Source organism: Sporosarcina sp. SG10008, from assembly GCF_044569405.1.
Classification (GTDB): Bacteria; Bacillota; Bacilli; order Bacillales_A; family Planococcaceae; genus Sporosarcina; species Sporosarcina psychrophila.
Genome location: NZ_CP172607.1, coordinates 4045613 through 4060000, shown reverse-complemented (window position 1 = coordinate 4060000; position 14388 = coordinate 4045613). Strand labels below are relative to the sequence as shown.

The following is a 14388-nucleotide window of genomic DNA, read 5'->3' as shown; positions in this document are numbered from 1 at the left end:
GCACCCCGGAAGGGGAGTGAAATAGATCCTGAAACCATGTGCCTACAAGTTGTCAGAGCCCGTTAATGGGTGATGGCGTGCCTTTTGTAGAATGAACCGGCGAGTTACGATTCCATGCAAGGTTAAGCAGTGAATGCGGAGCCGCAGCGAAAGCGAGTCTGAATAGGGCGATAGAGTATGGGGTCGTAGACCCGAAACCAGGTGATCTACCCATGTCCAGGGTGAAGGTAAGGTAACACTTACTGGAGGCCCGAACCCACGTACGTTGAAAAGTGCGGGGATGAGGTGTGGGTAGCGGTGAAATTCCAATCGAACCTGGAGATAGCTGGTTCTCTCCGAAATAGCTTTAGGGCTAGCCTCAAACTTAAGAATCTCGGAGGTAGAGCACTGTTTGGACTAGGGGCCCATCCCGGGTTACCGAATTCAGACAAACTCCGAATGCCGATGATTTATGTTTGGGAGTCAGACTGCGGGTGATAAGATCCGTAGTCGAGAGGGAAACAGCCCAGACCACCAGTTAAGGTCCCCAAGTATTCGTTAAGTGGAAAAGGATGTGGCGTTGCCCAGACAACCAGGATGTTGGCTTAGAAGCAGCCATCATTTAAAGAGTGCGTAATAGCTCACTGGTCGAGTGGCGCTGCGCCGAAAATGTACCGGGGCTAAACGAATCACCGAAACTGTGGATTGACATCTTAGATGTCAGTGGTAGGAGAGCGTTCCAAGGGCGTCGAAGCTAGACCGTAAGGACTGGTGGAGCGCTTGGAAGTGAGAATGCCGGTATGAGTAGCGAAAGAAGGGTGAGAATCCCTTCCACCGAATGCCCAAGGTTTCCTGAGGAAGGCTCGTCCGCTCAGGGTTAGTCAGGACCTAAGTTGAGGCCGAAAGGCGTAGACGATGGACAACAGGTTGATATTCCTGTACCACCTCCCCGCCGTTTGAGCAATGGGGTGACGCAGTAGGATAGGGTGAGCGCGCTGTTGGTTATGCGCGTCTAAGCAGTGAGGTGTGGAATGAGGCAAATCCCGTTCCTATAACATTGAGCTGTTACAGCAAGGGGATTTATCCCTGAGTCCCTGATTTCACGCTGCCAAGAAAAGCCTCTAGCGAGGCGGGAGGTGCCTGTACCGCAAACCGACACAGGTAGGCGAGGAGAGAATCCTAAGGTGATCGAGAGAACTCTCGTTAAGGAACTCGGCAAAATGACCCCGTAACTTCGGGAGAAGGGGTGCTCTGGTAGGGTGTTAAAGCCCGAGAGAGCCGCAGTGAATAGGCCCAGGCGACTGTTTAGCAAAAACACAGGTCTCTGCAAAACCGCAAGGTGAAGTATAGGGGCTGACGCCTGCCCGGTGCTGGAAGGTTAAGAGGAGAGGTCAGCGCAAGCGAAGCTTCGAATTGAAGCCCCAGTAAACGGCGGCCGTAACTATAACGGTCCTAAGGTAGCGAAATTCCTTGTCGGGTAAGTTCCGACCCGCACGAAAGGCGTAACGATCTGGGCACTGTCTCAACGAGAGACTCGGTGAAATTATAATACCTGTGAAGATGCAGGTTACCCGCGACAGGACGGAAAGACCCCGTGGAGCTTTACTGTAACCTGATATTGAATTCCGGTGCAGCCTGTACAGGATAGGTAGGAGCCTTGGATTCCGGAGCGCTAGCTTCGGATGAGGCGTTGGTGGGATACTACCCTGGCTGTATTGGACTTCTAACCCATGCCCCTTATCGGGGCAGGAGACAGTGTCAGGCGGGCAGTTTGACTGGGGCGGTCGCCTCCTAAAGAGTAACGGAGGCGCCCAAAGGTTCCCTCAGAATGGTTGGACATCATTCGTAGAGTGCAAAGGCATAAGGGAGCTTGACTGCGAGACCTACAAGTCGAGCAGGGTCGAAAGACGGGCTTAGTGATCCGGTGGTTCCGCATGGAAGGGCCATCGCTCAACGGATAAAAGCTACCCCGGGGATAACAGGCTTATCTCCCCCAAGAGTCCACATCGACGGGGAGGTTTGGCACCTCGATGTCGGCTCATCGCATCCTGGGGCTGTAGTCGGTCCCAAGGGTTGGGCTGTTCGCCCATTAAAGCGGTACGCGAGCTGGGTTCAGAACGTCGTGAGACAGTTCGGTCCCTATCCGTCGCGGGCGCAGGAAATTTGAGAGGAGCTGTCCTTAGTACGAGAGGACCGGGATGGACATACCTCTGGTGTACCAGTTGTCTTGCCAAAGGCATCGCTGGGTAGCTATGTATGGACGGGATAAATGCTGAAAGCATCTAAGCATGAAGCCCCCCTCGAGATGAGATTTCCCATTACGCAAGTAAGTAAGATCCCTCAAAGAAGATGAGGTTGATAGGTCTGGGGTGGAAGCACGGCGACGTGTGGAGCTGACGGATACTAATCGATCGAGGACTTAACCAATTTTGAAAAGGGCTTGATTACCCTGATTCGTGTAGCACAATGTCTGTTTTATTCAGTTTTGAGCGAACAAGCTCAAAGAGTCTGGTGACGATTGCGAAGAGGTCACACCCGTTCCCATCCCGAACACGGAAGTTAAGCTCTTCAGCGCCGATGGTAGTTGGGGGTTTCCCCCTGCGAGAGTAGGACGTCGCCGGTCTCATTGAAAGGTCATTACCTTATAGGTAGTGGCTTTTTTTGTGTTTATTTTTAATGACAATTTGAGATCGTGTTTGGCGATAAGTAGGAGTATGAAGTGGAAATTAGAAATTAAAAAGAGAAACGTATGTCTATCATTTAAAAATGAATCTAGCTGTAATTAATTCGATTATATAATAGGCCTGTGATGCGTTATGACTGGTCAAACTGAAACAACACACGCCATCTTTCAATCCCGAATCCTTGTAATTATCTTTGATAAAGCCTATTGTTTGTAGACAACTAAAGTTAAAGGAGCTAATCCTATGAGTACAGTCTATGAATTCTCAGTCAAAAAAATAAACGGTGAAATTCAATCAATGGAAGACTATAAAGGAAAGCCTTTGATTATCGTAAATACAGCAAGTAAGTGTGGCTTTACTAGCCAGTTCAAAGAATTGCAGGAACTATATGAAGAACATAAAGAGCAAGGTCTTGTCGTACTTGGTTTTCCATCGGATAATTTCAATAACCAGGAATTCGATGACATTGAAAAGACAATGGAGTTTTGTGAAATCAATTTCGGCGTAACTTTTCCGATGTTTGCAAAAGTCGATGTCAAGGGCGGCCAAGCCGAACCACTTTTCACATATCTTACTTCCCAAAAGAAAGGGATGCTTACAGAGGGCATCAAGTGGAACTTTACGAAGTTTTTGATTGACCGTGAGGGGAATGTTGTAGAACGCTTCGCACCCCAAACATCACCACTTAAAATGAGTAATGCCATTAACGATATTATTCAGTGAATAATAGGAATACTTTTACTTGTTATCACTGACTTGACAGGTATTGTAGCCGCTGATAACCTTTTAATAATATTCAATTGAAACTAATAGGGGGTATATTGAAATGTGGGAATCAAAATTTACGCGTGAAGGGCTTACTTTCGATGATGTGTTGCTTGTACCGGGACCTTCTGAAGTATTACCTAAAGATGTGTCGCTCTCTGTCAATCTGACGAGTAAGATAAAATTAAACATTCCGGTTATCAGTGCAGGAATGGATACAGTTACTGAGTCGAAGATGGCAATTTCCATGGCACGTCAAGGTGGCCTTGGTGTCATCCATAAAAACATGAGTATTGAAGAACAGGCTGAACAAGTTGTTACGGTAAAACGCTCTGAAAATGGCGTAATTACTAATCCATTCTTCCTGTCACCTGAACATCAGGTTTTTGACGCTGAGCATTTGATGAGTAAATACCGCATTTCTGGTGTTCCAATTGTGAATAATAATGAAGAACTAAAACTTGTCGGTATCCTGACGAACCGTGATCTTCGTTTCATTCAAGATTACTCACTTGTTATCGATGATGTTATGACCAAAGAAAACCTTGTGACAGCACCTGTAGGCACAACATTGGAAGATGCAGAGAAAATCTTGCAAAAGTATAAAATCGAGAAGCTTCCAATTGTCGATGAAAATGGAATCCTTAAAGGTTTGATCACAATCAAGGATATTGAGAAAGTAATCGAGTTCCCAAATGCAGCGAAAGATAAACAAGGTCGACTACTTGTTGGTGCTGCTGTTGGTGTTACTACTGATACGATGGTACGTGTAGAGAAGCTTGTGAAAGCGGAAGTCGATGTTATCGTTATTGACACGGCACATGGGCATTCTAAAGGTGTTCTAGACGTAGTTGCTCAGATCAGACAGCGGTTCCCAGAACTTGAAATTATTGCGGGTAATATTGCCACTGCAGAAGCTACACGTGCGCTCTTTGAAGCGGGCGCTGACGTTGTCAAAGTTGGAATTGGCCCTGGTTCAATTTGTACAACGCGTGTCGTTGCTGGTGTTGGTGTTCCGCAAATTACAGCTATCTACGAATGTGCTTCAGAAGCACGTAAGTTAGGCAAAACGATTATTGCTGATGGTGGCATTAAATATTCTGGTGATATCGTCAAAGCACTTGCTGCTGGTGGACATGTTGTCATGCTTGGAAGTCTTCTCGCAGGAACGACGGAAAGTCCAGGGGAAACTGAAATTTTCCAAGGACGCCGTTTCAAAGTCTATCGTGGTATGGGATCGATTGCTGCAATGGAGCAGGGTTCTAAAGATCGTTACTTCCAAGACGATGCAAAAAAACTTGTACCCGAAGGAATCGAAGGGCGTATGCCTTACAAAGGTCCCTTGTCTGATACGATTCATCAGCTAATCGGTGGTGTTCGTGCAGGAATGGGCTATTGTGGTACTAAAGATCTGCAAGATCTGCGTGAAAAAGCACAGTTCATTCGTATGACGGGTGCAGGATTACGTGAAAGTCATCCACACCAAGTACAAATTACAAAAGAAGCTCCGAACTATTCACTTTGATAAAAGGCTTTAACCCAGGAACTAATGTTTTTTGAGTTTTAGGTCGGAATGAAGGAACTTCAGCACCTTTCCTGCGTCTCCATATGAGCAGAAAGGTGCTTTTTTGGTTTAATACCCAAAGAGTAGCCGAAATATGATAAAATGACTTAGGGAAATAGCAATGATGGAGGTATTATGGTGAAGCGAGAAATGAGACGATGGGTGGCATTTTTGTTAGTGCCGCTACTACTAATAATGACACTCGGGACGGTTCCAGTTTACGCCGACTCAGCACTAGGACTCCATGTAGATGGTGCAATATTAATTGACGCGGAAAGTGGAAAAATATTATATGAAGAAAATGCAGATACGCCACTAGGTATTGCAAGTATGACGAAAATGATGACTGAATATATCCTTTTCGAGGCAATCGAAGAAGGTAAAATAAGCTGGGATCAGGAATATAAAGTGAACGATTATACATATGCGGTTTCACAAGACCGTCGGCTTAGTAATGTTCCACTGCGGAGAGATGGTACATACACGATTCGTGAATTGTATGAAGCAGTAGCCATCTATTCTGCAAATGGGGCGACGATAGCCGTTGCAGAAACAATTGCAGGAACAGAAACTGAATTTTTGAAGCTGATGAATGCGAAAGCAGAAGAGCTTGGCTTGAAAGATTATAAATTTGTCAATTCCACGGGTTTGAATAATAGTGACCTTCAAGGAATGCATCCACAAGGGACAGGTGCAGAAGACGAAAACGTCATGCCTGCAAAATCTGTCGCAAAACTAGCTTACCATTTGTTACATGATTATCCGGAAGTTTTGGAAACGACGAAAGTCAAAACAAAAATATTCCGTGAAGGTACTTCTGATGCTATCAAAATGGACAACTGGAATTTCATGCTTCCAGGGTTTGTTTATGAATACGAAGGCGTTGACGGTCTCAAGACAGGTACGACTGACTTTGCAGGACACAACTTCACCGGGACGGCAACACGCGATGGTAAACGGGTCATTGCAGTTGTTATGAAAGCGGTTGATGCGAAAGGTGTAGGCTCGTACAAAGCACGATTTGATGCGACGCGTGCTTTGTTCGACTACGGTTTCGGTCAATTCTCAGAAGTTGAATTTGTTCCGGCTGGTTATCAGTTCAAAGATTCTAAAACGCTCGACGTTGTCAAAGGGAAAGCGAAAACTGTCGCTGTAGAGGTAAAGGAACCGATCCGTATGATGGTGAAAACGAGTGAAAAGGATCTCTATGTACCTGAACTTGTGATTGATGAATCAAAAATGAAGGACAATGCACTTCAGGCACCTATTAAAAAAGGTACAGTTGTCGGTCATGTCAATCTCGTGAAAACAGAAGGAACGGATTATGGCTTCATTGATTCAACTAATCCGGGAGCTGATGTTGTTACGAAGGATGCAGTTGAGAAGGCTGGCTGGTTCTCGCTTACAATGAGTGCAATCGGTGACTTTTTCGCAAGCATTTGGAGTAGTGCAACAGGATTTGTAAAAGGTTTGTTTAAATAAAACATCAAGGCGAGGAATCCTTAAATGGATTCTTCGCCTTTTTCAATGGACCATGCATACATGAGATCCTCGATTGCTTGTTTAATGGCCTCTGTAGAAAGGCCGCCGAAGCCGAGAAGGAAGGATGGTTCACCTTCTTTGGGAGCTGTTCTGTAACCGTTTAAGCCGTATACGCGGATGCTTGCCTTCTTTGCTGCTATTGCTAGGGATCTTTCATTTGTTTCAGTGTGGACGGTAAGAATAATGTGCATGCCTGCTTCATCGCCTGAAAATGAAACATGCGGAGCGTAGGATGACAGGGCCTCTGTGAGAACTTGAAGTTTACGTTTATATATTTTCCGCATCCTATTTAAATGGCGTGAAAAGTGACCGTCAGCCATGAAGCGGGCCAGGATGTGCTGGTCGAGCCTTGGTACTGTTGCTGAATAATGAATGAATGCTTTTTCATAACGACTTAGTAACATAAGGGGAAGCACCATATAAGCAATCCGTAGCGATGGCATCAGAGATTTTGAAAATGTACTTAAATATATGACGTTGCCGCCTTTATCCATACCTTGCAAGGAAGGGATTGGCCTTCCAGTATATCGGAATTCGCTGTCATAATCGTCTTCGATGATAAAATGTTCGTCACCTGATGATGCCCAGTTCAATAAAGCAGTCCTACGCGCTGCTGAGAGGACGATGCCGGTAGGGAATTGATGAGAGGGAGTCACATAGGCAACAGTCGCACCTGAGTGTTGTAGAGAGCTTACATCCATCCCTTCTTCATCGACTGCAATCGGAATTGCTTCCCGGTTGTTGTGGAAAAAAACGTGATGAGTAAGCGGGTAGCCGGGATCTTCGATTGCATATGTCGCTGCCGTTCCTAGAATGCGGATGACAAGCGGCATAAGTTGTTCTGTACCTGAACCAATGATGACTTGCTCCGGCGTACAGTCAACGCCGCGGGAGTGATATAAATAGCGTGCAATTTCTTGACGAAGTTCCCAATCACCGTGAGGGTGCCCGAGAAGCAGGAGATCCTTGGAAGACTCGTCCATCACATCTTTTGCGTACTTTCGCCATTGTGTAAAAGGAAATGATTCTGTATCGATTTTACCGGGTGAAAAGTCGAAGGTTATATCTTCAATTTTTTCAACCGGCCTTTTTACGGACAGCTGCATCGGTTGGGCGTAAGCTAGTTCTTCAATTGCCTGCACATAAAAACCTTTTCGAGGTTTCGATGAAATAAACCCCTCTGCTGCAAGCTGTGCATAGGCAAGTTCAACCGTCGTCTGACTGACATCAAGAAAGTCACCAAGTTTTCGTTTAGATGGAAGTTTCATGCCAACTGGCAATTTCCCATCTGTAATATCCCGTCGTATTTGGTTGTACATTTGTTCATATAGCGGCGTATCTGTACTTTTTTCCAATTTGATTAATAGCATCTCCACAGCAACCACTCCATCTGACCCCTTCAACTTGTTTGGAACTGGATGTTTCAATAAGGTCATATTCTATTATACTGAACAATAAGAAAAGAGGGAAGCGCCTGTTCAGAGGCAACAGGCATAAGACGGGCTGACGGAACGGCGCACTTTGCCGTATAGTCGGCACGGCTTATGACCCGAGCCTCTAGGCGCTGGACTCTAGACAATAAGAAAAGAGGGAAGCGCCTGTTCAGAGGCGACAGGCATAAGACGGGTATATAGGAAGGCAGTCTAAGTTCGCGACGTCGTGTCGCAACGACTGCATGACCTGCATCCGGCAGGCCCAAGCGGCGTTCTTTGCCGTATAGTCGGCACGGCTTTCAATGATCACAGCCTAAATTCGCCGCTTCCTGCGGCAATGTCTGTGTGACCCACATCCTGTGGGCCTCCGAGCCTCTAGGCGCTGGACTCTAGACAATAAAAAAAGGGGGAAGGTAACATGAATTTTAAATACGGAGGCGTCATCATGGACGTCATTAATGCGGAGCAGGCAAAAATAGCGGAGGCGGCAGGGGCAATTGCAGTAATGGCACTTGAGCGCGTCCCTTCTGATATAAGAAAAGCGGGCGGTGTTGCACGCATGGCGGATCCACGAATCATTACGGACGTACAAGGTGCTGTTTCAATTCCGGTGATGGCGAAAGCACGTATCGGTCATATTTCCGAAGCCCGCGTACTTGAGGCACTTGGTGTTGATTATATCGATGAAAGTGAAGTACTTACTCCTGCGGATGAGGAATTCCATTTACTGAAGAGCGCATACAGTGTGCCGTTCGTTTGTGGAGCTCGTGATCTTGGAGAAGCAGCGCGTCGTCTTGGTGAAGGGGCTAAAATGCTTCGTACAAAAGGCGAACCGGGAACGGGGAATATTGTCGAAGCGGTACGTCACCTTCGTATGGTGAATGCCCAAGTGAGTAGACTTGTTCATATGAATGACGACGAAGTAATGACGGAAGCGCGCAATCTTGGTGCACCTTATGAAATCCTTCTTGCCATCAAAAAACACGGACGTCTACCTGTGACAAACTATGCAGCGGGCGGCGTGGCGACACCTGCAGATGCCGCACTTATGATGGAACTTGGCGCAGATGGCGTATTCGTAGGTTCAGGTATTTTCAAATCCGAAAATCCTGAGAAATTTGCACGTGCAATTGTTAAAGCAACAGAAAACTTCAAAGACTATAAACTGATTGGTGAACTGTCTAAAGACATTGGTGAACCGATGAAAGGGTTAGAAATCGGAACCCTTCAAGTGGAAGAGCGTATGTCAGAACGCGGTTGGTAATTAATTAAGAAAAAAGTGGGGGAGAAATCCCTCGCTTTTTTGTATACTTAATTATAGGGGTGATAAGAATGGAACAATTAAAGGTCTTCGATGAAAACTATACCTATTTGAGAAATGAAAATAGAGCCAAGGTCCACTGTGAGGGACTGTGGCATGAAACCTTCCATTGCTGGCTAGTCGATGATCAGTTTGTCTATATTCAAAAAAGAAGCGCTATTAAAAAAGACTTTCCGGGATTGTTTGATATTACCGCTGCAGGGCATATTCTCTCAACAGAAACTGTGGCAGATGGCATTCGTGAGGTGGAAGAGGAATTAGGCATAGAAGTCGATATTACGAAGCTGCATTCGAAAGGTGTTGTGCAGAACATTATCAAATTGCCCACCTTTATTGATCGTGAGTTTTCGAATGTCTTCTTATATGACTCAACTTTTGCAGCAAGCGAATTTTCATTGCAACAAGAGGAAGTAGAAAGTGTCCATGTCGTGGAGCGACAAGCACTAATTGACCTTTTCGTTAATGAAGTAATGACAGTTAAATGCATCAATATTTTCGAGGGAACATTGGCGGAAATTGGTCTCAGCGACTTTGTTCCACACGAAAGAAATTATTTTGAACAAGTTGCACATATCTTTAAAGAGTAATCTTAAGAAAGCGGATACATTTTTTCTTTGAGTGACTTGCCAAAAAAACCAGCTTGTAGTAAAGTAAGGGTAATTTCAAACATGAGACGATGATGGGAAGCAGTAACAAGCACGTTTTTTGAAGAGAGCCGGCGGGTGGTGTGAGCCGGTAAAAACACTTGTGAATCCGTCCCTGAGTAGCCGGGCTGAAACGTTTAGTAGGCCTGAGCCGGCAGTTGAGCCGTTATTTCAATGGAGTGGGTTGGACTTGGTTGTCCGGTCAATTTGGGTGGCAACGCGGGTAGTTCTCGTCCCTTTTATAGGGAATCGAGGGCTTTTTTTGTTGTCCAGCTTCAGGTGTCAGCCCCTCGAGTCACTTCCGTCTTACTGATAAAGGCAAAAAGTACCTTTGTTAGCAAGCCTTTCAGCGCTTGTCGGAGCTAAGTGACACCTTACGCTTTTCTTTGTTGTCCACTTTCCATTATCGTCTAAAAATTAAGGAGGAATTATTCATGCTAGATATTAAAAAAGTCCGTGCAAATTTTGATGAAGTGAAAGAGAAGCTATCTAAACGCGGAGAGGATATTTCTCAGCTCGATAAATTCCAAGCACTTGATGATAAGCGTAGAGAATTGATTGCAAAAGTTGAAACCTTGAAAGCGGAACGTAACGAAGTATCTCAAAAGGTCGCTGAAATGAAGCGTAATAAAGAAAATGCAGATGACGTTATTGCACGTACGCGTCAAGTTGGGGAAGACATCAAAAAACTTGACGAAGAACTGCACACAGTTGAGGAAGAATTGAATTATATTATGATGCGTATCCCTAATATCCCGCATGACAGTGTTCCTGTTGGCGATAGCGAAGACGACAATGTCGAAATTCGCGTGTGGGGAGAGAAGCCTGAATTTGGATTTGAGCCAAAGCCACACTGGGAAGTGGGAACGGATTTAAATCTCCTTGATTTTGAACGTGCTGCAAAAGTGACGGGAAGCCGTTTTGTTTTTTACCGAGGACTGGGAGCTCGTCTTGAGCGCGCATTGATTAACTTCATGCTTGACCTTCATATTGAAGAGCACGGCTACGAAGAAATGTTGCCGCCGTATTTGGTGAATCGCACAAGCTTAACGGGTACAGGACAGTTGCCGAAGTTTGAGGAAGATGCATTTTTAATCAACGAAGAGGATTACTTCCTTATTCCGACATCTGAAGTGCCTGTAACGAACTTCCACCGCGACGAAATCTTGAATGTTGCACAATTACCGGTGGCATTTGCGGCGTATAGCACGAACTTCCGTTCAGAGGCGGGATCTGCTGGCCGTGATACGCGCGGTCTAATCCGTCAGCACCAGTTCAATAAAGTTGAGCTTGTTCGTTTCGTGAAGCCGGAAGATTCTTATGATGAACTCGAAAAATTGACAGGTCACGCTGAAAAGGTATTGCAGTTATTGAAATTGCCATACCGTGCGCTAAAAATGTGTACAGCAGATTTAGGATTCACAGCTGCGAAGAAATATGATTTAGAAGTGTGGATTCCAACACAAAACCTGTACCGCGAGATCTCTTCTTGTTCAAACTTTGAAGATTTCCAGGCGCGTCGTGCAAATATTCGTTTCCGCCGAGAAGCGGGTGCGAAACCGGAATACGTTCACACATTGAATGGCAGCGGGCTAGCAATTGGCCGTACTGTGGCGGCAATCCTTGAAAATTATCAGCAGGAAGATGGTTCTGTCGTTATTCCTGAGGTTCTTCGTCCGTATATGGGTGGAAAAGAAGTTATTACCCTTTAAAAAAAGAAAACGTGCAAGGCGTCATTCGACGTCCTGCACGTTTTCTTTTTTCTCCTGTCTAGGATTCAAGCTCTTGATCAAGGCGCTTACGCTTTTGGTCACTCTTTTTCCGTTCACGAATGGCCCTGAAAAATGCCGTAAGCATCTCCCCGCATTCATCCGCCGACACGCCTTCAACCACATCACATTCATGATTAAATCGTGGATCGTTCAATAAGCGATAGAGTGAGTCGACGCAACCGCCTTTTGGATCACGAGCACCGTAGACAACACGTGGGATTCTAGACTGTAAAATAGCACCTGCGCACATTGGACATGGCTCTAGTGTCACATATAGAGTTGTATCTTCAAGGCGCCAGCTGCCAATTTCTTGACATGCATCTTGAATTGCCGACAACTCTGCATGGGTAACTGCGTTTTGGGTGGTTTCTCGCAAATTATGTGCCCGTGCAATTACTTTATCCTCATGAACGATGATTGCGCCAATCGGTACTTCGCCAAGAGCCTGTGCTTTCATCGCTTCGTCAATTGCCATCTGCATATATAGCCGGTCTTTATTAAAAGTATCCAAAGTCATCACTCCTTGGTGATAGTGTAGCATTATCTAGTGGTGAATGAAGGATGTTTTCTTAATCGAGGTGTTGTCTAACTACAGCGTCCAGTTGCGGGGTCAGAAGTCGGTACGGCTAGGAAGGATTAAGCTGCATCCATCCCGGATATAGGGCACTGCTTCACCGTTCCTTAAAATTGTTCCACGTGGAAAAAGTCTGAATGTTGAAGAGTGTGAAACATTTGCTACACTCTATTTTTCATTTCAACCGTGTGATAAAATAAAGAGTACTATATATTATGACGACGTGAAGGAGGATTTCTGATGTCTGTTCCGTTCATAACGGTCGAAGGTCCGATTGGAGTTGGAAAAACGTCACTTTCCAAGGCAATCGCGGACACACAGCAATTCCATCAGCTAAAAGAGATTGTGGATGAAAATCCATTTTTAAATAAATTTTATGACAACATCGAGGAATGGAGTTTCCAAACCGAAATGTTTTTTCTTTGCAATCGATATAAACAGCTTAGCGATATTAAAACCGAGATATTGAGTGAACAAAAACCGGTTGTTGCTGATTATCATATTTTTAAAAACCTCATTTTTGCAAAACGTACATTAGATCCAACAGAATATGTGAAGTACGAGGAAATCTATAAGATTTTGACGAAGGACATGCTTGTTCCGAATATAATTGTTTACCTACACGCGAGCCTAGACACACTTATGAAGCGTATTTCACAGCGTGGGCGTGCATTTGAGAAAAACATGGATCCCGCTTATTTGCAGCAACTTGCGGAAGATTACGAGACGTTCATCACGTATTTTGAATCGGCACATCCTGAAATTCCTGTTCTTCGGTTCAACGGAGATGATCTAGATTTCGTTAACAGCGAAGAGGATCTGCAATTCATTTTAGATACTGTCGATGCGACGATACGAAAAGGAGTTACATTGAATGAACTTACGTGAAAAATACGGCATCCCTCAAAATGCTGTCATTACAATTGCAGGGACGGTGGGGGTCGGCAAGTCAACGATGACGCAGGCACTTGCGGATGCACTGAATTTCAGGACATCATTTGAAAATGTCGATCAGAATCCCTACCTCGATCTTTTTTACAATGACTTTGAAAAGTGGAGCTTCCATTTACAAATTTACTTCTTGGCAGAGCGATTCAAGGAGCAGAAACGTATATTTGAATATGGCGGCGGATTTATCCAAGACCGTTCGATTTATGAAGATACAGGTATTTTTGCAAAAATGCATATGGAAAAAGGGACGATGAACCCGGTTGATTATGATACGTATACGAATCTGTTTGAAGCAATGGTTATGACACCCTATTTTCCGCATCCGGATTTGCTGGTTTATTTGGAAGGACCGCTTGACGGCATCATTTCACGTGTCAAAGAACGCGGTCGCGTGATGGAACAGGAGACACCGGTTTCATACTGGGAAGAGATGCACGGACGCTATGAGAATTGGATCAATTCGTTCAATGCATGCCCGGTATTACGTCTAGATATCAATGATTATGATCTTCTTACTAATCCGCGAGAAGTGGAAACGATTGTTGAGAAAATAGGACATTCCCTGAAGCAAACGTCACTTTTGAAAAAATGAAATCATCCCCAAAAATATAACGGATACTCTTTTTGAGGACAAAAAATTAGCAGGGCAAAACAGGGGCCAATTCGCATTAGCGGACAGGTCCCTATTTGTTCAACTAACTGGCCAGTTTGATCTTTAAGCCGACAAAAACAACAAACAGGCCTTTACACGATGTGGTAAAAGAGAACTGTTCTTTTCTCTAAACCTAATCGTCTGTCTTGGATGTCAACTTGATGTCAGCCAGGTGCTTCGCGACAACCTTCTTCCCTTCTTCCACTTGCTCGTCCGTGAAACCTTTACTCGTCATATTCGACTGCCACCTTACAAGATAGTCGCTTACTCTGTCCACTCGATCTGCTGTGCTGGCCGCGGATACTTCATGGCTAAAGCTGAGTTCCTCCTCAGCCCAATCATCAATAAAGTGGGCGCTGGCTAAAACCAAAACTGAACATGCAATGGCGACTATTGAACACACTATGGCTATCACTTTGTACGGCATTCCCATTCCCCCCAGACAGCTTCTTTTCTTAACTGTACAGGAACTTCAGGGTTAATTAAAACTAAAAATTCCGATAAATA

General features: G+C 45.0%; 10 protein-coding genes, 2 rRNA genes and 1 other annotated feature (1 of these 13 running past the window's edge). Of the genes, 10 read left to right on the top strand and 2 right to left on the bottom strand.

What is annotated here, in order from left to right; genetic code table 11:
• The 5 genes from ACGLYD_RS19140 to ACGLYD_RS19120 form a co-directional block, all read left to right on the top strand.
• A 23S ribosomal RNA gene (locus ACGLYD_RS19140) occupies positions 1–2406 on the top strand (it extends 526 nt beyond the left edge of the window).
• An 80-nt stretch (positions 2407–2486) separates the two neighbouring features.
• Positions 2487–2602 (top strand): 5S ribosomal RNA (gene rrf, locus ACGLYD_RS19135).
• Positions 2603–2906: 304 nt separating this feature from the next.
• Positions 2907–3386: a glutathione peroxidase gene (locus ACGLYD_RS19130; protein WP_187046277.1), complete on the top strand. Its 480-nt coding sequence runs from the start codon at positions 2907–2909 to the stop codon at positions 3384–3386.
• A gap of 103 nt (positions 3387–3489) precedes the next feature.
• Positions 3490–4953, top strand: coding sequence for an IMP dehydrogenase (guaB, locus tag ACGLYD_RS19125; protein WP_067213783.1), 1464 nt, complete (start codon positions 3490–3492; stop codon positions 4951–4953).
• 174 nt (positions 4954–5127) lie between these two features.
• Positions 5128–6474, top strand: a complete 1347-nt coding sequence (locus tag ACGLYD_RS19120) for a serine hydrolase (RefSeq protein ID WP_067213782.1) — start codon at positions 5128–5130, stop codon at positions 6472–6474.
• 20 nt (positions 6475–6494) lie between these two features.
• On the opposite strand, the gene ACGLYD_RS19115 is transcribed toward ACGLYD_RS19120, so the two are convergent.
• Positions 6495–7910, bottom strand: coding sequence for a PLP-dependent aminotransferase family protein (locus tag ACGLYD_RS19115; protein WP_399629918.1), 1416 nt, complete (start codon positions 7908–7910; stop codon positions 6495–6497).
• A 475-nt stretch (positions 7911–8385) separates the two neighbouring features.
• Here ACGLYD_RS19115 and pdxS point away from each other — a divergent pair, with 475 nt between their 5' ends.
• From pdxS to serS, 3 genes are all read left to right on the top strand, one after another.
• Positions 8386–9231 carry a pyridoxal 5'-phosphate synthase lyase subunit PdxS gene (pdxS, locus tag ACGLYD_RS19110; protein WP_067213781.1) on the top strand — a complete coding sequence of 282 codons (846 nt, stop codon included), beginning with the start codon at positions 8386–8388 and terminating at the stop codon, positions 9229–9231.
• Between the two features lie 68 nt (positions 9232–9299).
• On the top strand, positions 9300–9875 hold the full coding sequence (locus ACGLYD_RS19105) for an NUDIX domain-containing protein (RefSeq protein WP_399629915.1): 576 nt from the start codon (positions 9300–9302) through the stop codon (positions 9873–9875).
• 80 nt (positions 9876–9955) lie between these two features.
• Positions 9956–10173: a binding site (T-box leader), on the top strand.
• Positions 10174–10366: 193 nt separating this feature from the next.
• Complete coding sequence (gene serS, locus ACGLYD_RS19100; protein WP_067213779.1) at positions 10367–11644, top strand: serine--tRNA ligase; 1278 nt, start codon at positions 10367–10369, stop codon at positions 11642–11644.
• 58 nt (positions 11645–11702) lie between these two features.
• Here serS and tadA read toward each other — a convergent pair whose 3' ends face one another.
• A complete protein-coding gene (gene tadA / locus ACGLYD_RS19095) occupies positions 11703–12215 on the bottom strand; it encodes a tRNA adenosine(34) deaminase TadA (RefSeq protein ID WP_338654429.1) in 513 nt (170 codons plus the stop codon).
• 303 nt (positions 12216–12518) lie between these two features.
• On the opposite strand from tadA, the gene ACGLYD_RS19090 reads away from it, so the two are divergent.
• Together ACGLYD_RS19090 and ACGLYD_RS19085 are read left to right on the top strand one after the other, a co-directional pair.
• Positions 12519–13166 (top strand): deoxynucleoside kinase, encoded by a 648-nt coding sequence (locus ACGLYD_RS19090; protein ID WP_067213777.1) that lies wholly within the window; start codon positions 12519–12521, stop codon positions 13164–13166.
• Positions 13153–13821, top strand: a complete 669-nt coding sequence (locus ACGLYD_RS19085; RefSeq protein ID WP_067213776.1) for a deoxynucleoside kinase — start codon at positions 13153–13155, stop codon at positions 13819–13821. Before ACGLYD_RS19090 ends, ACGLYD_RS19085 begins: the two co-directional genes overlap by 14 nt.
• Positions 13822–14388 lie beyond the last annotated feature (567 nt).